The organism is Pseudomonas syringae, assembly GCF_000737245.1.
GTDB lineage: Bacteria > Pseudomonadota > Gammaproteobacteria > Pseudomonadales > Pseudomonadaceae > Aquipseudomonas > Aquipseudomonas syringae_J.
Window position 1 is genome coordinate 150,297 of the sequence record NZ_JPQU01000100.1, and the last position, 24,315, is coordinate 174,611.

At 58.6% G+C, this 24,315-nt stretch carries 19 protein-coding genes; 6 read left to right on the top strand and 13 right to left on the bottom strand.

Annotated features, from left to right (window positions below; all coding sequences use genetic code 11):
- Window positions 1-91: 91 nt before the first annotated feature.
- Window positions 92-1,060: an AraC family transcriptional regulator gene (locus IV01_RS00960; protein ID WP_032631780.1), complete on the bottom strand. Its 969-nt coding sequence runs from the start codon at window positions 1,058-1,060 to the stop codon at window positions 92-94.
- A 186-nt stretch (window positions 1,061-1,246) separates the two neighbouring features.
- Here IV01_RS00960 and IV01_RS00955 point away from each other — a divergent pair, with 186 nt between their 5' ends.
- The gene (locus IV01_RS00955; protein ID WP_032631781.1) at window positions 1,247-2,590 is read left to right on the top strand and encodes a spinster family MFS transporter; all 1,344 of its coding nucleotides are present in this window, start codon (window positions 1,247-1,249) and stop codon (window positions 2,588-2,590) included.
- Between the two features lie 250 nt (window positions 2,591-2,840).
- Here the strand turns inward: IV01_RS00955 and IV01_RS00950 are convergent, their stop codons facing one another.
- A complete protein-coding gene (locus IV01_RS00950; RefSeq protein WP_154232291.1) occupies window positions 2,841-3,350 on the bottom strand; it encodes a cupin domain-containing protein in 510 nt (169 codons plus the stop codon).
- 100 nt (window positions 3,351-3,450) lie between these two features.
- The gene (locus IV01_RS00945) at window positions 3,451-4,782 is read right to left on the bottom strand and encodes a PLP-dependent aminotransferase family protein (protein ID WP_032631782.1); all 1,332 of its coding nucleotides are present in this window, start codon (window positions 4,780-4,782) and stop codon (window positions 3,451-3,453) included.
- A 92-nt stretch (window positions 4,783-4,874) separates the two neighbouring features.
- Between IV01_RS00945 and IV01_RS00940 the strand changes: the two genes are divergently transcribed.
- The gene (locus tag IV01_RS00940) at window positions 4,875-5,762 is read left to right on the top strand and encodes a DMT family transporter (RefSeq protein WP_418903568.1); all 888 of its coding nucleotides are present in this window, start codon (window positions 4,875-4,877) and stop codon (window positions 5,760-5,762) included.
- Between the two features lie 116 nt (window positions 5,763-5,878).
- On the opposite strand, the gene IV01_RS00935 is transcribed toward IV01_RS00940, so the two are convergent.
- The 7 genes from IV01_RS00935 to IV01_RS00905 all read right to left on the bottom strand — a co-directional run bounded on the left by IV01_RS00935 (window position 5,879) and on the right by IV01_RS00905 (window position 14,832).
- On the bottom strand, window positions 5,879-6,685 hold the full coding sequence (locus tag IV01_RS00935; protein WP_032631784.1) for an IclR family transcriptional regulator: 807 nt from the start codon (window positions 6,683-6,685) through the stop codon (window positions 5,879-5,881).
- Between the two features lie 145 nt (window positions 6,686-6,830).
- Window positions 6,831-8,372, bottom strand: coding sequence for an AMP-binding protein (locus IV01_RS00930; RefSeq protein WP_032631786.1), 1,542 nt, complete (start codon window positions 8,370-8,372; stop codon window positions 6,831-6,833).
- 2 nt (window positions 8,373-8,374) lie between these two features.
- On the bottom strand, window positions 8,375-10,078 hold the full coding sequence (locus IV01_RS00925) for an ABC transporter permease subunit (protein WP_050508055.1): 1,704 nt from the start codon (window positions 10,076-10,078) through the stop codon (window positions 8,375-8,377).
- On the bottom strand, window positions 10,075-11,142 hold the full coding sequence (locus IV01_RS00920; protein WP_032631788.1) for an ABC transporter ATP-binding protein: 1,068 nt from the start codon (window positions 11,140-11,142) through the stop codon (window positions 10,075-10,077). The genes IV01_RS00925 and IV01_RS00920 overlap by 4 nt, the downstream gene beginning before the upstream one ends.
- A gap of 10 nt (window positions 11,143-11,152) precedes the next feature.
- A complete protein-coding gene (locus IV01_RS00915; RefSeq protein ID WP_032631789.1) occupies window positions 11,153-12,217 on the bottom strand; it encodes an ABC transporter substrate-binding protein in 1,065 nt (354 codons plus the stop codon).
- Between the two features lie 157 nt (window positions 12,218-12,374).
- On the bottom strand, window positions 12,375-13,136 hold the full coding sequence (locus tag IV01_RS00910) for an enoyl-CoA hydratase/isomerase family protein (protein ID WP_032631790.1): 762 nt from the start codon (window positions 13,134-13,136) through the stop codon (window positions 12,375-12,377).
- Between the two features lie 1,366 nt (window positions 13,137-14,502).
- Window positions 14,503-14,832 carry a DUF2790 domain-containing protein gene (locus tag IV01_RS00905; RefSeq protein WP_032631792.1) on the bottom strand — a complete coding sequence of 110 codons (330 nt, stop codon included), beginning with the start codon at window positions 14,830-14,832 and terminating at the stop codon, window positions 14,503-14,505.
- A 244-nt stretch (window positions 14,833-15,076) separates the two neighbouring features.
- Here IV01_RS00905 and IV01_RS00900 point away from each other — a divergent pair, with 244 nt between their 5' ends.
- Window positions 15,077-15,292, top strand: a complete 216-nt coding sequence (locus tag IV01_RS00900) for a hypothetical protein (RefSeq protein WP_032631794.1) — start codon at window positions 15,077-15,079, stop codon at window positions 15,290-15,292.
- A gap of 184 nt (window positions 15,293-15,476) precedes the next feature.
- Here IV01_RS00900 and IV01_RS00895 read toward each other — a convergent pair whose 3' ends face one another.
- The 3 genes from IV01_RS00895 to IV01_RS00885 all read right to left on the bottom strand — a co-directional run bounded on the left by IV01_RS00895 (window position 15,477) and on the right by IV01_RS00885 (window position 21,230).
- A complete protein-coding gene (locus IV01_RS00895) occupies window positions 15,477-18,617 on the bottom strand; it encodes a CusA/CzcA family heavy metal efflux RND transporter (protein ID WP_032631796.1) in 3,141 nt (1,046 codons plus the stop codon).
- Window positions 18,618-18,641: 24 nt separating this feature from the next.
- Window positions 18,642-19,955 carry an efflux RND transporter periplasmic adaptor subunit gene (locus IV01_RS00890; RefSeq protein WP_032631798.1) on the bottom strand — a complete coding sequence of 438 codons (1,314 nt, stop codon included), beginning with the start codon at window positions 19,953-19,955 and terminating at the stop codon, window positions 18,642-18,644.
- Between the two features lie 63 nt (window positions 19,956-20,018).
- Window positions 20,019-21,230 carry a TolC family protein gene (locus IV01_RS00885; RefSeq protein WP_418903569.1) on the bottom strand — a complete coding sequence of 404 codons (1,212 nt, stop codon included), beginning with the start codon at window positions 21,228-21,230 and terminating at the stop codon, window positions 20,019-20,021.
- Window positions 21,231-21,722: 492 nt separating this feature from the next.
- Here IV01_RS00885 and IV01_RS00880 point away from each other — a divergent pair, with 492 nt between their 5' ends.
- From IV01_RS00880 to IV01_RS00875, 3 genes are read left to right on the top strand one after another with little or no spacing between them, the layout of a single operon-like run.
- On the top strand, window positions 21,723-22,397 hold the full coding sequence (locus IV01_RS00880) for a heavy metal response regulator transcription factor (RefSeq protein ID WP_032631800.1): 675 nt from the start codon (window positions 21,723-21,725) through the stop codon (window positions 22,395-22,397).
- On the top strand, window positions 22,394-23,830 hold the full coding sequence (locus tag IV01_RS0125655) for a heavy metal sensor histidine kinase (RefSeq protein ID WP_050508059.1): 1,437 nt from the start codon (window positions 22,394-22,396) through the stop codon (window positions 23,828-23,830). Before IV01_RS00880 ends, IV01_RS0125655 begins: the two co-directional genes overlap by 4 nt.
- Window positions 23,811-24,275 carry a DUF411 domain-containing protein gene (locus tag IV01_RS00875; RefSeq protein ID WP_032631802.1) on the top strand — a complete coding sequence of 155 codons (465 nt, stop codon included), beginning with the start codon at window positions 23,811-23,813 and terminating at the stop codon, window positions 24,273-24,275. Before IV01_RS0125655 ends, IV01_RS00875 begins: the two co-directional genes overlap by 20 nt.
- The last annotated feature ends 40 nt before the right edge of the window (window positions 24,276-24,315 follow it).

A 24,315-nucleotide genomic window follows, 5' to 3' on the forward strand; every position in this document is an offset into this window, starting at 1 on the left:
TTGCTCCTGTGACAAGAGCGTTCATGCTAGCGAGAGCCGCCACACCGGGATGGCCGAAACACGCAACCGGCATCCGCCACACGCAACCATTTCAGCTGCGCTGACGCAACGTGGCCGAAGGCAGGCAACCAAACTGCTTGCGATACTGCATGGCGAAGTGACCAAAACTGCTCACGCCATGATTGAGAAGAACATCGGTAACACTGACATCGCGCCCCGCGTTTTGCAGCGCCTCATGGACACGCGCCAGGCGGCGCGAGCGCACGTAATCGGAAGGTGTCTGGGACAGAAACCGGGTGAAGCCATTTTGCAGCGTGCGGATCGAGACCTCGCAGGCCTGAGCCACCGTCGACAGAGCGATAGGCTCCGCCAGATGCTCTTCAATATAGTCCCGGGCCCGTTTGATGTGGCGCGGCAATAGCTGACGAAAATCCTCCAGCAGCGCATCGGAGTAGTTATGCGGCAAATGGGTCAGCAGTACCGATATCACATAATCCGACAACCCGGGACCCAATGCCGCATTGAGCGCCTGCTGATGCAACTGGCAGATATAGGTCAGCGTCGCGCTCACGGCACCCAGGCCCGGATGATCGGCAGGCACTTGGATATCAAACAGCAGCGGGTGTTTCAGTGTGCGACCCAACAGATTTTGCAGTTGCGTTTCCAGGGCCCGGCGCTCCACCCGCAGGATCAGGTTGCGGCAGTCACTGTCGATCTGGATCACGCTGCGTTGTGACGGCGATGATACCGTCACCGCGCCCTTGTGCAGCTTCGCGGTCTGCTTGCCAAGCGTGACCAGGCCCGCACCTTGCAAGGTCACTCGCACCAGATAGTAGTCACTGATATCCCCGGCATCGATGTTGACCGACGCGCCGTAGTGCAAATCGAGTAGCGCAGTATTACCAAAAAACACACCGTACAACTGGGAGTGCAGTGCGCCGCCGTTACACATTTTCATGTTATGCGGCCATAGGTACTGGCTGACCCGGTCCTTGATGTCGCCATAACCTGACGAATCAATCAAACAATGGCGATGCAGCGCAGAGACATCCGTGAGCATGGCGATCCCACCTTGATACCGTTAAAAATTACGGGAAAAGGAAAGCAATTTTCACACCAGCCACCTGCTTTGTGCACAACCGGAACAAAGGTTGCGCGCTGCGAATGGAGGACCCGATAGCAAGCGCCTAAAAAGGATGGCGGCTTAAGCAGCGGCAGACTCCCACCCCTTTTCCGGTATCTCGACATGACCCTTCAGAACACTGTCCGGCAGACGCAAAAAAGCTACCTCTACGAGTGGTACGTCGTGGGGATCTGCATGTTGGCTTACATATTCTCGTTCATTGACCGGCAGATCCTGACGCTAATGATCGAGCCCATCAAGCACGACATGCAGCTCAGCGACACCCAGTTCAGTTTGCTCCACGGTCTGGCATTTTCACTGTTCTATGCCTTCATGGGCATGCCGATCGCGGTGCTTGCAGATCGCTTTTCCCGCCCGCGGATCATCGTTATCGGCATCACATTCTGGAGCCTGGCCACCGCAGCCTGCGGCATGGCGGGTAACTTTCTACACATGTTCCTGGCGCGGATCGGCGTGGGCATCGGCGAGGCTGCTTTGTCGCCCGCTGCCTATTCAATGATGAGTGATATGTTCGAACGTCATAAGTTGGGGCGCGCGGTGGCGGTCTACTCCCTCGGCTCGTTCATCGGCGGCGGAATTGCCTTCCTGCTCGGCGGTTATGTGATCGATCTGGTCAAGAATATGGAGATGATCGACTTGCCGCTGCTCGGCGAGACCCGACCCTGGCAAGTGACTTTTTTCCTGGTGGGCCTGCCAGGCGTGCTGGTGGCACTGGCCATTGCGCTAACGGTGCGAGACCCGGCGCGAAAGGCACTGAAAATGGGCGCGGATGGCAAGATTCAGACCGCGAGCCTGCGCGACACCTTCAGGTTTCTGAATCAGCATCGCAAAACCTTTATCTGTCATTACGTCGGCTTTTCTTTCTATGCCATGACCCTCTTCTGCCTGCTCGGGTGGGCACCGGCCTTTTACATGCGTCAGTACGGCCTGGACCCGGCCCACACCGGTTACGTGCTGGGCATTCTGATTCTGCTGGCCAACACCAGCGGCGTCCTGTTCGGCGGCGCGCTGATCGATTGGCTGACTCGCAAAGGCTATACCGACGCGCCGATGCGCGCAGGGGTGATTGGCGCACTCTGTATGTTGCTGCCAGCGGTGATGTTCACTCGGGTGCACTCGTTGAATCTGTCCCTGGCCATCCTGGCCGTGGCCATGTTCTTTGCTTCGTTCCCGATGCCCGCCTCCACTGCGGTAATGCAGATCCTGCCGCCCAACCAGATGCGGGCTCAGGTCAGCGCCCTGTTTCTGCTGGTGTCGAACCTGATCGGTCTCGGCCTGGGGACCACTGCCGTGGCATTGCTGACTGATCGGCTGTTTCAGGACCCGCTGCAAGTCGGATCATCCATATCGCTGCTCAATGCCGGGGCAAGCCTGCTGGCTGTGGCGCTGCTCATGATCGGCTGCAAGGCCTACCGCAGCAGCCTGGTTAGCGAAGGCCGGGCGTGAATATCAGCGCCTGCGATGAACGATGACGCGGTGCGCCTGCTGGACCGCGTCGCCCAGATCGCGGGCAGGCAGCGCACAGGAGTGATTTCAATATTGGTGCGACGACGTGGTACCGGCTTTAGCCGGGAAGAGGCCCATACATCCACCCAATCTTTATCGTCCGAAACACTGCCTTCCCGGCTGAAGCCGGTCCCACGTCGTCAAATCCGCCTGCGAGCCATGGAATCTCCCACAGCTTCTGTAATCGTCTCTAGGACTGAGCTTGGCCCGGGCCGCCCATCACCGGATCCGTGTCAGGGGCCTTGAGTTGGGCGATCTGTTCGATCTGCCTTAGAGTGGCCGGGTCACGATTGATATCGCCCTCCTGCCCTGGCGGATAGGCACCGACCACCATGAAGTCGTCACTGGAGCCGAGGTTGCAATGCCCCGTCCCCGCAGGCAACAACAGTACATCCCCGGCCTTGACCTCAACCACACGGCCGTTCGGACCACCCAGCATCAATCGCGCCTTGCCGGCGTAGACACCCAATACCTCGTGACCACGGGTGTGGTAATGGTGATAGGTGAACACCCCATATCGCCACTGGGGCAGCCAGCCGTTGGCCTTGAAAGTGCGTTCGAACAATGAGGCCGGATCGTTTCCGGTCACCTCCAGCGCGCTCGGATAAATCAGCACCGGCAGCGTCGGATTGTTGGGGATACCCCCGTTGGCCTTGAACATCAATGCCTGGACGATAGGTGCCGCTAAGGCCTGTTTCATGATCAGTACTCCAGTGCCGAGCAAGCTCAGCAAGGTGAATGTATTGCACTGACGTCGGTCTGGGGTTTGCTCCCCTTCCAGAGCGGCCGCCCGACTCTTCTCAGGTGTACGCACCGATGACCCAGCGCACACGACTGAGAGCCTGTTCCAGCGCAGGTAGTTCAACAGATCCCAGCGCCAGGCGTAGCGCATGCGGTATGTGAACAGAGGTACAGAATGGCTCTGCGGTCGAGACTGAAATCCCCTCGCGCAGCAAGGCAGCGGCAATCTGATCGGCCCGCGCGTCCTCGGAAAGGGGTACCCAGAGAAAGTAGGATGATGGATGACCGACCTGACCCAGCGCTCCCAAGGCCTGTGCAGCAACAAGCTGTCGGGCTTGAGCGTCGCGCCGCTTTTCGGCCTCCAGTCGCGCCACTGTCCCGTCATCAAGCCATGACGTGACAAGCGCGGTGAGAATGCCCGGCGTATTCCAGGTCGTTGCTCTGATGGTGCGCTCCAGATTGGCCACGATCTGCGGCGGCGCCGCGACGAATCCGACCCGCAGACCGGTGGCGACGCTTTTGGAAATCCCGGAAATGTAGACCGTACGCTCGGGAGCAAGCATCGCCACGGGTGCGGGAGCGTCCTCGACCAGGTAGGCGTAGGCGGCATCCTCAATGATGTGCAGGTCATGTTTCCTGGCCACCGCCACGAGTCGCTCACGCGCGTCCAGTGGCGTGACCCAACCCAGCGGGTTATGCAACGTGGGCATGGTGTAAATCCCACGAACCGGCCGGGTCCGGCAAAGCCGCTCCAGCGCGTCCAGGTCCGGGCCACCTTGCCCCATGGGAATCGCCAACACTTCAAGGTGCAGCGCCTGGGCAAGCACTTTGAAGCCAGAGTACGTGAGGGCATCTGCGGCAATCACATCGCCGGGACTGAGCAGCGCCATCAGCGTTATAGCCAGTCCGTGCTGAGCGCCGCTCACCAACAGCACTTGAGACGCCTCTACTGAAACACCGCGTCCGGCCAGGTGGCGCGCTACCGAGGCTCGCTCATGCATCCGCCCGGCATGGGGCTGATAGCGCAGCAAGGATTCCAGGTCACCAGACGAAGCGAGTTGCCGGAGGGCCGTTCGCAGCAACTCTGCCTGTCCCGGAAGCGAGGGGTAATTGAAGTTGAGATCGATGATTCCCGTCGCCACAGCCTGCTGATCAACACCCAGGCCGGGAGGCAGCGAAGTTTCCCGGACAAAGGTACCCCGCCCCATTTCACCGCTGACCAGCCCCATCCGCTCCAGTTCGGCATAGACCCGGCTCGCCGTCACCAAGGCAATACCTTCGCGCCTGGAAAGCTCTCGATGCGTCGGCAAGCGAGTCCCTGGCAGCAATTTTGCGCAACGAATATCCGCAGCCAGGGAGTCGACGATGGATTTGTAACGAGAGCGCGCCATTGAAAGTGTATCCATGACAATTTTTTGATTGTCACAATCTAGCCGAATACGCTTCGTCGATGTAAATAACCAGGTACAGCCTCGTGGAACGTATGACTTCGCTCCCAATCCGAGCCAGCGATAAAACCACTGCCGGGTGGATCAACGGATTTATCGGCGTGCTCATTTTCAGCGGATCGCTACCGGCCACGCGTGTCGCAGTCCTTGAGTTTGAGCCTGTTTTTCTGACCGTGGCGCGGGCGGTGATCGCCGGCTTGCTGGGTCTGGCTTTACTGACATTTTTCAGGGAAAAGCGACCGAGCAGAGACCAGATGATGCCTCTGCTGGTCGTCGCGCTGGGTGTCGTGGTGGGGTTTCCTCTGCTGAGCGCTCTGGCGCTGCAGTACGTCAGCTCTGCGCACTCCATTCCCTTCCTGGGTTTGCTCCCACTGGCAACTGCAGTGTTCGGCGTTTTGCGCGGCGGTGAGCGTCCGCACCCTGTTTTCTGGGTTTTCTCCGTGCTGGGGAGCCTATTGGTGGTGGGATATGCCATCTCGCAGGGGCTGACAGCCTCGCCAAAGGGCGACCTGTTGATGCTTCTCGCGGTTGTGGTGTGCGGCCTGGGGTATGCCGAAGGCGCGAAGTTGTCCAGGGAGTTAGGCGGCTGGCAAGTGATCTGCTGGGCGTTGGTCATCTCGCTCCCCGCCATGATCATTTTGACCTGGTATCAAATGCCTTCGTCTTTCTCCGGCATTTCCACGCCCGCCTGGCTCAGCCTCGGGTACGTGTCACTGTTCAGCATGCTGATCGGTTTTGTGTTCTGGTACAAAGGCCTCGCTCAGGGTGGCATTGCTGCGGTCGGTCAACTCCAGTTGCTGCAACCGTTTTTTGGTCTCGGGCTCGCCGCGTCGCTGCTGCATGAGCACGTGAGTATGGGCATGTTGGGGGTGACGGTGGCGGTGATTCTATGCGTGATCGGTGCGCGAAAATTCGCCCGATGAGTCCTTCTCGGGATGTCTGCGGGTCGACGTCATGAGTCCGTGAAATGTCGAGCGCTGTCTCCGTCACAGGTATGAGGCACGCAATAAAGAGCCTCATACCCTTCGAGAACAGCACCTTAGTTGTGACGCTTGCCTGAGATTGAAGAGGCCGTTGAGATCACAAGATCCGCATAGCGCCGCATGTCGCGCTTTTCATCCCATCGGGAACGGGAAACCGCAATATTGACCGCGCCAATCCCCCGACCGTTGTTGTCGACGATCGCAGCAGCCGTGGAGATATCACCATAGAAGTATTGGTCCTCGACATGAGCAAAGCGCTCTTCGCGGATGCGGTGTATGTGCTCGCGAATCTGCCCGATATCGGTGACCGTGGCCGGGGTGTACTGCATGAACTGGCTGCGCTCGAAGATATCGTCCACTTCGTCGTCAGGGTAAGTCGCTAATAAAGCTAAGCCCGGCGCTGTGCACCAGGCAGGCAGTCGAGTGCCGACGATTACATTGGCATTGAACACATGACGACTGACGATACGCAGCACGAAAACGATGTCCGTATCGTTCATGACCGTCAGGTTGGTGGCTTCTTCGGTCTCACTGCTCAGTTGTTGAAGATACGGCGCTGCCCGATTGACCAGATCGCTGGAGGCCAGGTACTGGAATGTGAAATCCAGTAACTTGGGAGACAGCTCGTACTTTTTGCCCTGATCTTTATTGAGGTAACCCAGGGTCGACAGGGTATGTGTGAAGCGCTGGGTGGCGCTGAGATCCATGCCGGTAAGGCTGGCAATGTCCGATAGGGATAATTGCCGCTGGCTGCCATTGAAAGCCATCAACACCTTCATGGCTTTTTCCACCGATTGAACGTAAAGCGAGGACGCTTTCGGGTCGCTCGCGGCAGATTTTCGTGGAGCTTTGGGATTAGCCATAAATACGCAGCATCAGTTTGAAAAGCCGATTATCCGTATACCGGGCGACATATTCTATTGCTATTCACTAAATACTTCAGGAATGGGCTGCGGACTGACAAGAGAAGTGATCGCAGACCGAGCACTTCCCCTGACAGATGAGTCATTACCCCCGTCGATCCCAGACTCCGTCCAGACTGCGATCCAGCAAGTGTTTCTTGATTCGTTCGCTGGGGGTCAACTCGAAATGGTCGATAGCTTTGTAATAACGGGGTTGCTGGTAGGTGGCCAGACGCTCATCAACCCACGCGGCCAGACTCGCCATGTCCGGCGTTGCGCCCTCCTCCAGCTGCACATAGAGCAGGATCTCCTGCTCCCCAACCGCCGAATTCACGCCAACGGCCGCGCAGGCCCTGATGGCCGGGTGGGCACTGAACACGCGCTCCACTTCCCAGGCGGATACGTTTTCGCCCCGTACCCGCATGCTGTCGGTGCGACGCCCGACGAAAAACAGGTCGCCATCCGCATCGAAGCGGGCCATGTCGCCGGTATACAAGCGTCCATCACGCAGCGCGTTCGCGGTGGCTTGCGGGTTATCCAGATAGCCAGGAAGAAATACTCCCTCGACCGGGCTCGACAAGACCATCTCGCCCAAGGTTCCGACGGGCACCGGCTGACCCTCTGCATCCAGCAATTCAACGCTCAACCACGGCAGCGCCTTGCCCACAGAGCCCGGCTTGTTGGTTGCATTGAGCGTGGCGAAACTCGAGCACTCGGTCATCCCGTAGCACTCGCGCAGCGGGCAGCCGAAGCGCTCGGCAATGGCCGCCCAGTTTCCCTGGCTGATGCCAGCGCCCCATAAGGTTCGCAGGCTGTGTGTGGCGGGCCACAGGCTGGCGTCCTGTTGCATGAGGATGTCGAGGATGCCCCCCAGATAATGCAGCTGCGTCGCCTGGGCCTCGATGCATTGCGCCCAGAAACGGCTGGCGGAAAAGCGCTGCACGACACTGAGCCGGACGTCGGCCAGAAACGGCAGGAGCAGCATCTGCGCGCCGCCGATATGGCATAACGGCTCCCAGAGCAGCAGGCGATCACCGTCCTGCACATCGGCCACTTTCAACACCGCTTCGCTGGCAATGCGCATCATCCGGTGGGTGAACACCACGCCTTTGGGCGCTCCGGTGGTGCCCGAGGTGTAAATCAGGCACAGCGGTGCATCGGTTGCACTGGGCACCAGAGTCAGCGGTGCAACGGGCCAGGATTGCGCAGCTTCATGCAGGGCGTTGATCGAGCGATAAGGCAGCGCGCTGGCGGCGCCTTTGCTCAGCAAGGGTTCAAATTCTGCATCACCCACGACCAGGTCCGGCCGGGCATGCTCGAAGGGATAGTCCAGACCAGGCCCGCGCAGTTTGGTGTTGATCGGGATCCAGACCAGCCCCGACAGAATCAGGGCATAAATCAGCACGATTTGCTCGTCGCTGTTGATCAGCATGACCGCGACCCGCTGACCGGGCTTGAGTCCCATCTCTGCCAGCACTGCCTGCAAGGACGCAACCCGTTGGCGCAACGAGCCTGTGGTCAGTGAGCGACCCTCGAAAGACAAACGCACGCCTGTATCGTCCGCCAGCAGACCGGCATGAATCAAAGGGGCGGTATCCAGTTGGTCACCGGGTATTCGATGGGGGAAGAAATCGGCATATGGATGCATCGTCAAAGCCCTTTGCGTTTCGAGATGGAGCGTCGCGACACCCATTGGGCGACCACGGCGAAAAATACGATAAACACCAGCAAGGTCGTCGATGCGGCCGCCAGCGTAGGCGTCAGCGCCAACTGAATGCTGTCCCACATCTGTTTAGGCAAGGTGGTGTTGATCCCGCCGCTGACGAAGATGGCCACGGTCAGGTCGTCAAACGAGGTGATGAACGCCAACAGGAACGCCGACACCAGACTGGCCGACATCAATGGCAAGGTCACGGTTCGCAGCCGGGTGAAGGTGCCGGCACCCAGCACACGAGCGGCGTCGTCCAGACGCCAGTCGTACTGCTTGAAGGCCGCGGACAGCGTCACGACCACATACGGCAACGCCAGAACCGTATGCCCCAGCACCAGGCCCAGATCCTTGCCCGCCAGACCCATGCGTGAAAACAGGTACAGCAGGCCCAGGGCGATGACGATGCGCGGCACGATCAGGGGCGCGATAAACAGCACGAACAACCCTTTGCGCCAACCTGCCGACAAACGTGTCAGCGCCATGGTTGCACCGAAACCCAACACCAGAGCGAGCAGCGCAGTGGCAATGCCGACCCCGAAGGATCTCAGTAACGCCGCCTGCCAGACGGGAGAAGTGAAGAACTCGATAAACCACTTGAAGCTGTACATCTTGGGCGGAAAAGCAATGAACGGGCTGCTGGTGAATGCCAACGGCACCACGATCAGCACAGGCAGAATCAGCAGCATGACCAGCAAGATGCTGTAACCGGTCAGTAATTTGCTGTCGCCGCCACGGGCACGTTCGTTACCGAAGCGGGCGCTGAAATGCCCGAGCCAGATCAACAGTTGCAGACCACGCCCCGAACGCTTGCCCTCCGGCGCTTCGCCGCCGAGTGAGGACAGACCGGCGACCCGATCGTAGATCAGGAATACCACCAGGGATGACGCCAGCAAGACCACCGAAAGCGCGCCGGCAAAACGCATGTCAAACAGGTCCAGCACCGAGGAGATAACCAGCTGCGCGACCATCATTTCCCGGGGTGAGCCCAACAAGGCCGGCACGATGAAGAAGCCAAGGCTGGTAATGAACACCAGCAACGCAGCGGCAGCGATACCCGGTGCCGACAAAGGCAGGAATATGCTGAAGAAACTCATTGCGCGGCTGGCGCCGAGGGTCTGCGCGGCGGGGGTCAAACGCTGATCAATGCTGCGCATGATCGGCAGCAAGGTGATCACCGCCAGTGGCAGCATGGAATGCACCATGCCGATCAATACCCCGGAGAGCGCGGGTACCAGCCCCGAAGGATTGTCCATGACCGAGGCCGCCAGAGTCGTCACCAGACCTTTGCGGGACAACAACAGCATCCAGGCGTAGGTCTTGACCAGGTAGCTGGTCCAGAACGGCAGCATGATCCACAGCATCCAGCGCTCGCGCCCATAAGGCGAAAGACGCGTCAGCAGGTACGCAATGGGATACGCCATCAGCACCGCAAGCAGCGCTGTCAGTGCGGAGATCCAGAACGTAATGCCCAACACCCGGCCGTACACGGGCGTGGACGCAATGCGCTCGAAATTACCCAGACTGAAACTGCCATTGGCGTCCTGGAAGCTGCCCATCAGCATTTCGCCCACGGGCAGCAGGAAGAAAAGGCTCAGGAATATAAGGGCTGGAATTGCCGGCAACAAGCCGCGTCGCAGGTTCATGGCCGTGCCTCGCCAGCCAGCAACGTCGCCCGCTGCGCGTCCCAGGTGATGCCCACCTGGTCTCCCACACGCGGGGTCAGCTGCCGCTCACATCGCACGCTGAATCGCGCGCCAGAGGGCAACCGGATCAGCGCACGTGTATCGCTGCCGAGAAACACGCACTCATCGATATGGCCCACCAGCAAACCCTGGGCAGGCTCGGTGAGGCGCGCGGCCTCAGGCCGGACCAGCACGAACGCCTCCTCGGCAACGCCTTGGGCAACCTCTCCCCCCACACAGCCACCCAAATCAACCAGACTGCCTTCGATAGCGAACTGCTGGCTGTTTTCGCGACGCACGCTCAGCACGTTGGAATGGCCGATGAACTCGGCAGCGAAACGGGTGGCCGGCCGATCATAAAGCTCCTGAGGCGTCGCCAGTTGTTCAATGCGCGCGCGGTTCATCAGACAGATTCGATCCGACAGGGTCAGCGCCTCTTCCTGATCGTGGGTTACGTAAATGAAGGTTGCGCCCAGCTCTTTATGCATGTGACGGATTTCAAGCTGCATGTGTTCGCGCAGGTTCTTGTCGAGTGCGCCTAAGGGCTCATCGAGCAGAATCACTGACGGTCGATAGGCGAAACAGCGGGCCAGGGCGATCCGCTGCTGTTGCCCGCCCGACAGTTCATTGGGGTATCGATGGGCGAAATCCTGCATGCGCACCATGGCCAATGCGTCGTCCACTGCGGTTTTGATCTCGGCCTTGCCCAGGCGGCGCATGCGTAATCCATAGGCGACGTTGTCCCAGACGCTCATGTGCGGGAACAGCGCATAACTCTGGAACACCAGCCCCATGCCACGCTTGCCGGGCGCAGTATGGGTCGCGTCCTGGCCGTCGATCAGCAACTGGCCGCTGCTGGGCAGTACCAGCCCGGAAATCATTTGCAGCAAGGTGGTCTTGCCGGAACCCGAAGGCCCCAGCAAAGTCAGGAACTCCCCTTCTTTGACCTGGATATCAGTCGGCTGCAATGCAACGAACTGGCCGTAAGTCTTGCCCAGACCGCGGGCTTCTAGTTTGACGGTCATGCAGCCACTCCTACGACAAGATCCAGGCGTTGAAACGTTCAGTCACCTGCGTGCGATTCTCTGCCCACCAGCTCGGGCTAGGCAGGCGCATGTTCTTCAGGTTTTGCGGGGCCGTTGGCAGCAATCTGGCGCGCTCGGCCGGGATTGAATCGAAGGCTTTGCGGTTGGTGGGGCCGTAGGCCAGCGTGTCGGTGAAGTCAGCCTGGCGCTTGGCGTCGGCACAGAAGCGCACGAACTCTTTGGCCATTTCCGCCCGAGGGGTGCCTTTGGGAATCGCCCAGCCTTCAATGGAAAACAGGCCCTGATTCCAGACAACTTTAACGGGTGCACCGTTTTCAATTGCGGCCTGTGCGCGACCGTTCCAGGTGGAAATCATGTCCACTTCGCCACTCTGGATGGCTTGCATCGCTTGAGCACCGGAGGTCCACCACAGGTCAATGTGTGGCTTGATCTTGTCCAGACTTTTGAACGCACGATCCACATCCAGCGGATACAACTCGTCCAGCCCGACACCGTCGGCCATCAGCGCCTGCTCCAGAGTGTCCAATGGACTGCGGCGCAAGCAGCGGCGGCCGGGGAATTTCTCAACGTTCCAGAAATCAGCCCAGGATTGCGGCCGCTTGCCCTCGGCCAGGCTGTCAGTGCGATAGGCCAGGACAGTGGAGTAAACGTCCAGCCCGAGGAAATTCGGAGTGATGGCCTCAGGAATAATGTCGGGGTAGTCCTTGGCGTCCAGCCCGATAGGCTCAAGGAAACCTTCGGCTTCCAGGTACGGAATGTCTGCCGAAATGGTCAGGATGGTGGCGTCCCACACATAGTTGCGGGTTTTGACCATGGCCGCGAACTGCGCGACAGGCTGTGACTCCCGGGCAACGCTGATGACCTTGATGCCGGTGGCTTTTTCGAACGGATTGTAAAACGCCTTGCGATACGCGATGGTGTACGGGCCGCCGGGATCGGAAACCACAATCTGTTTGTCTTGGGCGCGAACCACGCTCGGCAGGCCCAAGGCCAACGCGAGGGTGGCACCGGCTTTGAGAACCTGGCGACGACTAGGGGTAACTGGACTGCTCATGACTGACTCCTACGGCACGAATGGATCGTTTGTGTAGATGGACGTCGGCAGGGGGCAAGATCAAGCAGCTGGCTAAAGAGGTACATTGCCCCTGTCGTCCGTGGTGCGATGAAGCCCGGAGCCAACCCTATCGGCTTGGCTACCGGTCAAGCGATTGTCAGTTCTTGGCACGCTTGCGGAAGAACTCTTCCATCATCCGTGCTGGTTCACCGGAGTCGTAGGCTTCTTTCTGAAGGCGTCGGCCTGCTTCGATGCAGCTCTTGAAACCTTCTTCGCTCATTTCCCGGAAACGCTGCTTGTCCAGACGCATCGCAACGGGTGGCTTGCCCGCCAGCTCCTGGGCGATTTCCATCGCTTTGGCGAACACTTGATCGGCGGGAACCAGATGATGAATCAGACCGATGCGGTGACACTCTTCAGCGTCCATCAAGCGCCCGGTTAATACCAGTTCGATGGTGCGGGACATACCCAGCATGCTGTTCATGATCCACGGACCGGTGGTACTCGGTATCCCCGAGTTGATTTCCGGCTGGCCCATGCGCACGGCCGGATGCCCGACACGGATGTCGCCGAGCAGCGCCACCTGAAACGCCGAACCCGCTGCGGTGCCGTTGAGCGCAATCACCAGCGGCTTCGAAAGCCCGCGCAGCGTCGCGTAGTAATACTCCCACTCGCCGACCCACTCCACCGCACGGTCACCGGTGAAGTCATGGGCTTCAGACAGATCCTGACCGGCCGAAAACGCACGGTCCCCTGCCCCGGTCATGATGAACGCCTTGATCGCAGGGTCGGCTTCGTACTGCTTCAATGCCGCGATGATTTCGTTGCGCATAGGCGTGGTCCACGCGTTGAGCACGGCGGGCCGGTTCAATGTGATGACGGCAACAGCACCTTGGATCTCAAGCAAAATATCCGACATAGTTATCTCAATGCGATAGTTGGTGTTTCATTACGATAGTTAACTATTGAAAATTGCGCAACGGTCGAAATTGCCTTAATCGATTCAGGTGTGAGGATGGGGTGGTCAGAGCGATGGGAATGGGTGTCTACACATCTTCCAGAGACGGGCTCTGCGTTCATATTCACTAGCCAGGTAAGCGCTACTCAGGGTTGCGCCCTTACGTTCAGCGTGGTTTTCCGGTACCGAGTTGATCCTGTAGAAGCGCGCTTGCTCGCGAAGAACGATAACTTGGTATGCCTGACACACCGCAGCGTCTGATTCGCGGGCAAGCGCGCTCCTACGGGATCAGTGATCTTCTGTAGGAGCGCGCTTGCCCGCGAGGAACGATGACGCGGTATGCCTGCCAAACCGGGGTGCCTGATCCGCAGGCAAGCACCGCTCCCACAGGTTCGGTGATCGCCAGTAGGAGCAAGCTTGCCCGCGAGGAACGATGACGCGGTATGCCTGCCAAACCGGGGTGCCTGATCCGCAGGCAAGCCTCGCTCCAACAGGTTCGGTGATCGCCAGTAGGAGCGCGCTTGCTCGCGATGAACGATGACGCAGTGTGCCTGCCAAACCGGGGTGCCTGATTCGCGGGCAAGCCTCGCTCCCACAGACACCGCGCCTCCCGTTGGAGCGAGGCTTGCCCGCGAAGAACGATAACGCGGTATGCCTGCCGTACCGGGACGCCTGATTCGCGGGCAAGCCTCGCTCCAACAGACACCGCGCCTCCCGTTGGAGCGCGCTTGCCCGCGATGATCGATGACGCGGTATGCCTGCCGTACCGGGGCGCCTGATTCGCGGGCAAGCACCGCTCCAACAGGTTCGGTGATCGCCAGTAGGAGCGCGCTTGCTCGCGATGAACGATGACGCAGTGTGCCTGCCAAACCGCGTCGCCTGATTCGCGGGCAAGCACCGCTCCAACAGGTTCGGTGATCGCCAGTAGGAGCGCGCTTGCCCGCGAGGAACGATGACGCAGTGTGCCTGCCGTACCGGGGCGCCTGATTCGCGGGCAAGCACCGCTCCCACAGGTTCGGTGATCGCCAGTAGGAGCGCGCTTGCCCGCGATGATCGATGACGCGGTATGCCTGCAAAACCGGGGTGCCTGATTCGCGGGCAAGCACCGCTCCCACAGACACCGCGCCTCCCGTTGGAGCGAGGCTTGCCCGCAAAGAACGATAACGCGGTATGCCTGCCAGACCGCGTCGCCCTTATCGCGGGCAAGCACCGCTCCCACAGGTTCAGTGATCGCCTGTAGGAGTAAGCTTGCTCGCGATAACCACAAGACGACCATAGAGGCCGTCTCGAGGCGTCAGGGTAAAGCGATGTAGCGAGTCAGCGGTCCTCAGTTTTTACCCCTGCAATCACTGAGCATCTGGTATTTCAAGGTCATTAGTTCGCCGATGGAGTTCTCATAAGTCATCAACTGCGGCACAACTTTACAGGCTCGATGATCCGGAGAAAGAACAATAATCCGCGCGATATCCAGTTCCATTCCGTAGCGGTACTCGATAATACCGGGCACTGTTTTTTTATGGTTTGTCGCATAGTTTTCTACTTTTCGCTGATGGTCCTGAACCACCCTGTCCCGCGCTGATTTATCCACCGCTTCGGCATATGACGAGACTGGCAACAGCAGTGCAAGAGTGACCATCAACGGTCTGATAACGCTCATTTTTTCGTCTCCAGTTAAGTGATGACTCAACCTATCAGCCAGCCGCTTACCTGGAGATTGCGCGGACATTACCATTTGGCCATTTCATCTATCTCGCGGCACGACGCTCCTATGACTTTCTAACAACATTGTCATCTTTCACTCACTCTCTCGTTAAGCGCCGGACCTTATGATCACGCTTAATTCCTGAGGTGCTATTGAACGCAGCTCAGGTTTCTGCCATTGCATTAATACGGTAATCCACATGAGTCTGATCAAATCACTAATTCTCACGGCCGCCGCACTTTCTTCAACTGCCGTACTTGCCGAAGACGGCAGTGAACGCGCAAGCCAGGCCGCGCAAAAAATGCGTGTCGCTCAAGAAGCGCGTTTCATTGATCAAAACAGCGGCGAAGCTTCGCGGTTTTTGAGCGCTGACGAGCAATCTCGCACTAAGCAATTGAAAAAGTCAGAAGGTTGAGTTTTCCCACTCCATAATTCGCCTTTAGCAGCCTCACGGCTCCTTTGGTCAAGGTGAATCTTTAAGCGTCCTGCGGGGCGCTTTTTTTTGTCTTGCGTAATGCGTTAAAACAACTGGGTGCATCACTAATAAAACGCCCGCGGCTGTTTCCAGCCGCGGGCGTTGAGTCAAGCAGCAGAACCCATCACACCTCTTCTTCTCGACGATGGGCCCATTGATACAGCGCGGGCAACACCAGCAATGTCAGCGCCGTCGAGGAAAGGATGCCGCCAATCACCACGGTCGCCAGCGGCCGCTGGACTTCAGCTCCCGTACCCGTCGCCAACGCCATCGGGATAAAGCCCAGCGATGCCACCAGCGCCGTCATCAATACCGGGCGTAAACGCGTCAGCGCCCCCTCGTTGATCGCATCAGCCAAAGAACGGCCCTCCTGGCGCAGATTGCGAATGAACGAGATCATCACCAGACCGTTGAGCACGGCAACCCCGGACAAAGCGATAAACCCTACCCCCGCTGAAATCGACAGCGGAATATCCCGCAGCCACAGCGCCAAGACCCCGCCCGTCAAGGCGAACGGAATACCGGTGAAGACCAGCAAGCCGTCCTTCAGGTTGTTGAACATCATGAACAACAAGGCCAGTACCATCAGCAACGCGACTGGAACCACGATTTGCAGGCGCTTGGCGGCAGACTGAAGTTGCTCGAATTGCCCACCCCAACTGGTCCAGTACCCCACCGGGATCTGCACACTGCTGTTGATCGTCTCCCCCGCTTCCTGGACAAATGACCCGAGGTCGCGGCCCCGCACGTTGGCGCTGACGATGACCAGCCGTTTGCCGTTCTCCCGGCTGATCTGGTTTGGGCCCAGCACCAGGTCCAGGCTCGCCACCTGGGACAGAGCGATGAAGCTGATCTGTTGATTGGCGCTGTTGGCAGTGGCCGGCACTGGGATAAGCAGGCTGGAAAGCCCGTTCACATCAGTTCTCAGGGTCTCCGACAAGCGCACCACCATGTCGAAGCGTCGGTCACCTTCGTACAGCGTACCGGCCTGACGCCCGCCGACGGCAATCGCAATGGCGTCTTGAACATCGCCCACGTTCAGGCCGTAACGTGCGGCCTTGTCACGATCAATGTTGATCGTCAGCACCGGCAAGCCGGTGGTTTGTTCGACCTTGACCTCGGAGGAGCCAGGGACTTTCTGCAACGTAGCGGCGATTTTCGCTGCGGTCTGGTTCAGCACGTTCATGTCATCACCGAATACCTTTACGGCCACGTCGCTGCGCACGCCTGAAACCAGCTCGTTGAAGCGCAGCTGGATGGGCTGCGACAGCTCGTAATTGCTGCCGGGCACGGTCGCGGCGGCTTGCTGCAACTCGGCAATCAGCGTCTCCCGAGACTTGCTCGGGTCAGGCCATTCACTCTGCGGCCTGAGCATCACATAGCTGTCCGAGATATTCGGCGGCATCGGGTCGGCGGCAATTTCCGCTGTACCGGTGCGGGCGAACATTCGTTCTACTTCCGGCATTTTCTCCATGACGGCTTTTTCAAGGCGCTGCTGCATGTCCACCGACTGGCTCAGGCTGGTCCCCGGCACCCGCAGCGCCTGCAGGGCAAAATCACCTTCACTCAGGCTTGGGATGAACTCGCTGCCCATGCGGCTCGCCGTGAAACCGGAGAGCACAATCAGCACAAAGGCCAGGGCGAACGCGATTGAACGGTGGCTCAGGACCCATTTCAGCACCGGTGCGTAACGCAGACGCGCGGTACGCATCACCACGCCCTCTTCTTCCTTGACCTTGCCTGTGACGAACATGGCGATGGCCGCCGGCACAAAAGTCACCGACAGAATCATCGCACCCAGTAGCGCAATCACCACGGTAAACGCCATGGGGTGGAACATTTTGCCCTCGACCCCCGTCAGGGCGAAGATCGGCAGGTACACCACCATGATGATCAACTGACCAAAAATCAGCGGACGACGCGCTTCTTTAGCGGCTGCAAACACCTCATGAAAGCGCTCAGAACGAGTCAAAATCCGCCCATATTTCTGCTGCGCATGGGCCAGCCTGCGGATTGCGTTCTCGACGATGACCACCGCGCCGTCGACGATGATGCCAAAGTCCAGCGCACCAAGACTCATCAGGTTGGCGCTGACTTTATTGGTGAACATACCCGTGAAGGTGAACAACATCGCCAGTGGAATCACCATCGCGGTAATCAATGCCGCGCGGATGTTGCCAAGGAAAAGAAACAGGATCGCGATGACCAGAATGGCCCCTTCGATCAGATTCTTCTTCACTGTGGCGATAGCTTTCTCAACCAGGTTGGTACGGTCGTAAACCGTGACTGCTTCAACCCCCTTGGGCAGTGAGCGATTGATCTCTGCCAGTTTGGCGGCCACCGCCTGGGAGACCGTGCGGCTGTTTTCGCCGATCAGCATGAAGACAGTGCCGAGAACCACCTCACGGCCATTTTCCGTTGCCGCCCCGGAGCGCAACTCTTGACCAATACCGACATCTGCCACGCTGCTCACCCGGATCGGCGTGCCCTGTACGTTGGCAATCACGATATTGGCGATGTCCTGAACGGTACCGAGTTGTCCCGGCGCACGAATCAATAGCTGCTCACCGCCACGCTCAATGTAGCCGGCGCCGATGTTTGCGTTGTTGCGTTCGAGTGCCGCTACCAGATCGTTCAAGGTCAGCTTGTAGGCTGCAAGTTTCTTGGGGTCTGGAGCGATCTGATATTGCTTGGCGAAACCGCCGATGGTGTTGATCTCGGCCACGCCAGGCACATTGCGCAGTTGCGGCTTGATGATCCAGTCCTGAATCACCCGCAGATCGGTCGGCGTATAAGGCGTCCCGTCCTCTTTCAACGCTCCCTCTTGCGCCTCAACGGTCCACAGGAAAATCTCGCCGAGCCCGGTGGAGATTGGCCCCATGACCGCGTCTACGCCCTCGGGCAATTGATCCTTGGCGATTTGCAGGCGCTCGCCCACCAACTGGCGGGCGAAGAACAGGTCGGTGCCGTCTTCGAAAATCACCGTGACCTGAGACAGACCAGAGCGCGACAACGATCGGGTCTGCTGCAGTCCCGGCAGGCCCGCCATACTCGTTTCAATCGAGAACGTAACTCGCTGCTCAGTTTCCAGCGGCGAAAAACCGGGCGCTGAGGTGTTGATCTGGACCTGCACGTTGGTGATGTCAGGTACAGCATCGATAGGCAGTTTCTGGTAGCTGGCGATACCCAGCCCAGCCATGAGAAGAACAGCGAGCATCACAACGATGCGCTGTTCTATCGCGAATTGAATCAACCGTTCAAACATGACGTTGTACTCGTGCAAGGCAGATCAATGGGAATGCTCGGCAGAGCCTTTACCCAGCTCGGATTTGAGGATGAAGCTGCCCGCAGCGGCCACTTTGGTGCCGGCCGCCAAGCCTTGAACGATTTCCACGTAACCCGCGTCGCGCCTGCCGACCGTCACCGGACGCAGCTCAAAGCCTTCGGCATTGCGAACAAACACCGAGGTCTTGTCTTCTACCGACTGGATCGCTGACTCAGGCAGGCTGACCGCCGCGTTGGCCTGGTCTGCCGTCACATCAACTGAAACAAACAACCCCGGACGCCATGCGCCCTCAGGGTTGGCCAGCACCACGCGCACCGCAGCGGCTCGGGTCTGCTCCCCCAGCAGGCTGCCCACGTAACTGATGCGGCCCTCGACATGAGCATTCAGATCCGGTGCACTGACCGTGACAGAGCGCCCCACCACCACTTTATTCAGGTCCTTGGGCGCCACGCCAAAGGTCGCCCACACCCTGGACAAATCCGAGAGCGTGAACGCCGTGCTGGCTTCATTGACTACTTCGCCAATGGCCAAGTGTTTTTCAATGACCACTGAGTCAAACGGGGCAATCAGCTCGTAACGATTGCCTGCGGACGGCTTCAGGCTGGCGCCGATGGCACTCAATTTCTGCCGCCCGTTGGCGAAGTTGATGTCTGCTTCCTGATAGGCCTGACGCGCCAGCAGATAATCCTGCTCGGCGGAAATCTTGTCTTCCCAGAGTTTTTTCTCGCGCTGCAGGGTCAGGCGTGCCAGCTCCAGACGACGCTGGGCGGCGTTCAATTCACTGCGCTGATCGGAGATTTGCTGGCTGGCAATAACCGCCAGTACCTGGCCCTTTTTCACTGACTGGCCCAGGTTCACCTTGACCTCTTCAACGATGCCGCTGACCCGGGGCACGACATGAGTGGTGCGGTCTTCGTCGAAGCGGATCTCACCTGGAAAGGTGACCGACGTACTCATCGGGCGTGGTGCCGAGACAACCAGTTCTATACCGGCTGCGCTGATCTGTTCCGCGCTGAGCGCAAGTTGCCCTTCTTCGTCATGGGACTCACCTGACGCCTCCCCACCATGGCCCTTTTCACCATGCGGCTCATCGCCGTGGTCGTCTTTATCAGCGTGTTCCTTTTCGTCGCCATGCCCGCCCTCAGCCGCATGCCCTTCTTCCTCCGAGTGCTCGGGCTCTAACTTTTTATCCTGTTCTTTGCTGGTCAGCGTCGGCTCAGCGGCAGAAGGAAAACCTTGATTACCCAGTGTCAAACTGCCCAGGCCAATGATTGCGACCACAGCCAGGGCCGTGGTCATACTCCGTTTGTTTTCCATGGATGCTCCCGGCGATCAAGTACTGGCGTACACAACGACCGCCCGATAAGTGCGAGAAATGAGTTAAGGGTTAGTCGTGAACAGGTTCAGATCGCCGTAGATACGCTCAACCATCACTCTGGCGTCAGTCGCCATGGCGAGGGATTCGAGGTATTGGCCACGGGCCGCAATCAGTGTGCGTTGTGCATCAAGGACTTCCAGAAAACCAAATTTGCCCATCTCGAAACCACGAGTGGCGGCGTCGACGGCACTTTTCGCTGAAGGCAGGATGACTTGATCGAATGAATCCACATCCTCCATGGCGGTTGCCCATTGATCGAGAGCCGACTGAGTCTGAGTGCGTAATCTGAGTTCTACAGCGTTGCGCAAATCCCGGGCCTGATCGGCCCGTCGCGATGCCGCCAGCACGTTCCCCTGGTTCCGGTTGAACAACGGAATAGGCATCGACATGCCCACTACATTGACCCGCTCCCGGTCTTCCCGGCTGTACTGACTGCCGATGCTGACCGTGAGGTCCGGGATACGCTGCGCTCGCTCCGATCCCAGCGCCGCCTCACGCAGCTCAATCTGGGCGTGAGCCAGACGCAATTCGGCGGACTGATTGATCGCGGTGAGGATCCTGGTTGCTGGCGGCGATTTGCCGGGTGACAGGTGGCGATATTCCAAGCGGTCAAAGGATGACGTCGACGAGCCAGTGGTCCGGGCCAGATCACGGTAGCTGTTGGTCTTCAGCGTTTCAGCGCGCCGCACCAGCAGGTCGGTCTCCGCCAGTTGCACGTGAGCACGGGTCACTTCGACTGGTGAAGACTTGCCGGCGCGAACCCGGCCTTCGGCGACTTCGACACCACGCTGGGCAAGTGCCTGCGACTGTCGCGCCAGCTCCAGCCCGGTGTCTGCCCGAACCGCAGTGAAGAAGGCCTGAACCACTTCGGCACGAAGTTCGTTGCCCCGGCGCTCAAGCTCCAATTGCGCTGCATCCTGACCGCGGCTCGCAACATCGATACGCGCCCCGCGCTTGCCGCCCAATTCCAGCGCCTGGCTAAGCATGACCGTCGTGGTGCTGGTGTTACGCCGCGTGTCCTCCACCTCCCAGGACAACTCCGGGTTCGGCATCAGGCCGGCCTGTTGCCTGTCGCCCTCGGCCACGCCGATCTCTTGGCGAGCCGCCGCAAGATCGGGATTCTCCGCAAACGCGGCGGCAATAGCCTGCGGCAAACTCAAGCTCTGGGCAGCCGCCACTCCGGGGGCGGTGAACGACAACAGCAAGGCGGACAAAACACTTGCTTTCACAACGGGACGCACAGGGAAAAATCGATACCTAAGCACGTTCACACTTCTCCAGCCGCATATATCACCCACCCAAAAATCAACATGACCCCGCCCCCGATGGGCTGGAGTTTGATGGGGGGACTTTATGCAGGAGGAGTTATCAGGCCGATTGCTGCAACATTACAATTCTGTAACCCAGGACCGGGCGTAGATTAATCACCATACAATGCAGCGCCTTTATATTTGCAGGTATATTTGCAGGACGCCGGAAATAAAACGCAATAACTTTTCTCTTGATTTAGCCAGGACCATTAATACTACGGAACTCGCCGAGCTTTATATAAAGTTATTTTTTTAAAATCAGTCGTTGACCCTGAAGCTGCTACAGGCTCCAGAATCTTCCAGAATTCAGGCGCCTGTGAGGCTTTGCCGAGCTGTGCAACATAAAGCACTCAGTTTTTTTAAATCATTTCCCTTCGATAGAAACAGGACATACCTATGCGAATCCTTGTAGTAGAGGACGAGCCAAAAACTGCCGAGTATATGCACCAGGGTCTGACAGAGAGTGGCTATGTTGTGGATGTAGCCGTAACTGGACTTGATGGTCTTTACCTGGCGCAGCATCAGACTTACGACATCGTGATCCTTGATGTAAACCTGCCGGAAATGGATGGCTGGGAAGTATTGGCCCGACTGAGAAAAACCGACAATACCCGAGTCATGATGGTCACCGCGCGCGGCCGTCTGGAAGAGAAAGTCAGGGGCCTGGAAATGGGCGCTGACGACTACCTGGTTAAACCCTTCGAGTTTCCAGAGTTGCTCGCCAGAGTGAGAACCCTCATGCGGCGCAGCGAGCAAAGTGGTTTGCTGGACGTGTTGCGCGTGGGTGATCTTGAGCTGGATCAGGGCCGACACAGAGCGTTCAGAGGCAGCCAGCGTGTCGACCTGACCACCAAGGAATTTGCCCTGCTGCATCTGTTGATGCGCCACAGTGGAGAAGTCATGTCCCGCACCCAGATCATTTCGCTGGTATGGGACATGAATTTCGATTGCGACACCAACGTGGTTGAAGTCTCAATCCGCCGCTTGCGGGCGAAAATCGATGATCCGTTCGACAGTAAATTGATCCACACCCTGCGTGGCGTGGGGTATGTACTGGAAGTCCGGGAATGAAACCAACACGCCTGTCCATGAGGCTAGGCCTCACGGTAACCGCGATGAGCGCCGTACTGGTTGTAGTGATGGCGACATTCGCCTACGCAACCATTTCCCATCAGTTGGATGTACGGGCCCAGGATGGTCTGAGTGAAAAGCTGGGGCAGATCGAGCACAGCCTGGCGGAGAGCTTGTCCTCCACAGCCGATATCGTGCTTCACCCTCACAACCTGCGTGACCAGATCATCGGCCATGATAATTTCACCCTCACCATTCTCGACTCGAGCTTCCCGCGAAAACGCTTGATGAACCTTGGTAGCAACGAGGCGTTGGAATTACCGGTACCCGATACTGGCGAGCCGCTGCACGACTTCCAACGTTTGAAGTCGGCGCAGGGTTACGAAATCCTTGTGGCCTACAAGCAGGTGCGGCTATCGAGCGATCAACAGATCCTGATCATTCTGTCTCTGGATAGAAAAAGCGATGTCACGTTGCTCAACGCTTTCGTGAAATCAACTTTGATAGGACTGCCTGTTATTTTGCTGCTGGTCGGCGGCTGTGCCTGGTGGGTTGTGCATCGCGGATTGAGACCTCTACGCGCGTTTCGCAAAATCGCAGAGCGCGTTACCGCACGGGATCTGTCCTTGCGGATGCAGGTAACAGGGCTGCCTGACGAGCTGCGTGACCTGGCCCACGCCGTCAACCTCATGCTCCAGCGGTTGGACGGTGATGTTCAGCAATTGGCACAGTTCTCCGACGACCTGGCCCATGAACTGCGTTCCCCCATGAACAATCTGATGGGCAAGGCTCAGGTGACCCTGTCCAGAGAGCGCCCGCCTCAGGAATACAAGCAGGTGCTAGAGTCCTGCACTGAAGAGCTGGAGCGTCTGTCGCTCATGGTGTCGCAGATGCTGTTTCTGGCCAGCGTGAGTCAGCCATCGGTTCGGCTGGCGTTTGGCCCCGTGGATCTGCACGAGGAAGCCCGGAAAGTCGCTGATCTTTTCGCATCGTCGGCGGAGGAGAAGTCTATGTTTGTCCAGGTCCACGGACATGGCCACATCAAGGGCGACAAGCTGATGATCCAGCGGGCAATCTCGAATCTGCTGTCCAATGCCATCCGGCACGGCGCGCCCGGCAGCACCGTTACGATCATGCTCGACGAGGATGCCGATGACCTGGCGCTGACGGTCCGCAACGCGGGAGACGGGATTGAAACTGAGCACCTACACCGCTTGTTCGACCGCTTCTACAGGGTTCACCCCAGCCGCTCCCGGCAACAAGGCGGCACAGGGCTGGGGCTCGCCATCGTGCGCTCGATCATGACGTTGCATGGAGGCCGTGTCGCGGTTGAAAGCGAGCTGCGGCAATCCACGGCTTTCACCTTGTATTTCCCCCACCCTCTTTCCCAACCATCATCTGCGAGGACGATCAATGCGCCTGCTTTCAGTTAAAAACACAGCTTTTATTTTCAGCGCCGTGGCAACGCTCGGTTTTGTTTCAGTGCTGCAGGCCGCCCCACAGCTGTCCATTGACGTCCATCGTGATCCGAACTGTGGCTGTTGCAGCAAATGGATGGCTTACCTGAAAGAGCACGGCTACACCGTAGTCGATCACCTGGAAGACAACATGAGCCAGTTGAAGGAGAAGCTGGGTGTGCCTGCACAACTGGGGTCCTGTCATACCGGCGTAGTGAACGGCAAGTTCGTAGAAGGCCATGTCCCCGTCGAACAGATCGCCGAGCTGAGCAGGCGGACGGATCTGATCGGCGTCGCCGCACCCGGCATGCCCATGGGATCACCGGGCATGGAATCCGGTGACCGGCGCAGTGCCTACCAGATCATTGGTGTGACCACATCCGGCGCAGAAGAAGTTGTCGCGGACTATCCCGCCCGTTAACGGTCGCCGGCACCGACAGTTAAGCCAGCCCCCGCCATAA